Origin of the sequence: Massilia sp. TSP1-1-2, assembly GCF_049896185.1 — a bacterium.
Lineage (GTDB): Bacteria > Pseudomonadota > Gammaproteobacteria > Burkholderiales > Burkholderiaceae_D > Telluria_A.
Map to the genome: position 1 here is coordinate 1 of NZ_JAFCTU010000213.1, position 553 is coordinate 553.

Consider the following 553-nt stretch of genomic DNA (forward strand, 5'->3'; position numbering starts at 1 on the left):
CAATCCGCGAAGGTGGCCGTACGGTAGGTGCTGGCGTTGTTGCCAAGATCCTGTCGGAAGCCGGCAAGTAAGTATTAGCAGTAACAGGGGAGGCCACCGCAAGGGTGCTTCCCCTTTGAAATCGCATCTTGCCCGGACGCGCGTCTGGTGCTAGAATAGTCGATTCCGCTGAAGTTTTACGTAGGGACGTAGCTCAATTGGCAGAGCGTCGGTCTCCAAAACCGAAGGTTGGGGGTTCGATGCCCTCCGTCCCTGCCACCGTTCTGGTGCAGGGCACCGAAAGTAAAAAAGTATGTCTAATCAATCCGTGCAAACCGTTAGCACGTCGAACGACAAGATCAAAATCGCACTGGCAGTCGTTGCCGCGATCGCAGGCGTCGTCGGGTTCTTCTACCTGAAGGGCATGAATAAACCAGCTTACATGTGCGCAGGCGCATTGGTAGCTGGTTTGGTTTTTGCCGTCCTGCTTTTGTGGAGCTCCGCTACTGGCCGTGATTTCTTGAACTTCGCCAAAGAATCCGTTCGCGAAACCAAGAAGGTCGTGTGGCCTACT

At 54.4% G+C, this 553-nt stretch carries 1 protein-coding gene and 1 tRNA gene; both read left to right on the forward strand.

The annotated features are described in order from the left end of the window. Window positions 1–182: 182 nt before the first annotated feature. Window positions 183–258 (forward strand) — tRNA-Trp (locus ACP7BV_RS27770). Between the two features lie 34 nt (window positions 259–292). Next, window positions 293–553 (forward strand): preprotein translocase subunit SecE (locus tag ACP7BV_RS27775; RefSeq protein ID WP_426108144.1); only part of this gene is annotated, 261 nt, incomplete at its 3' end.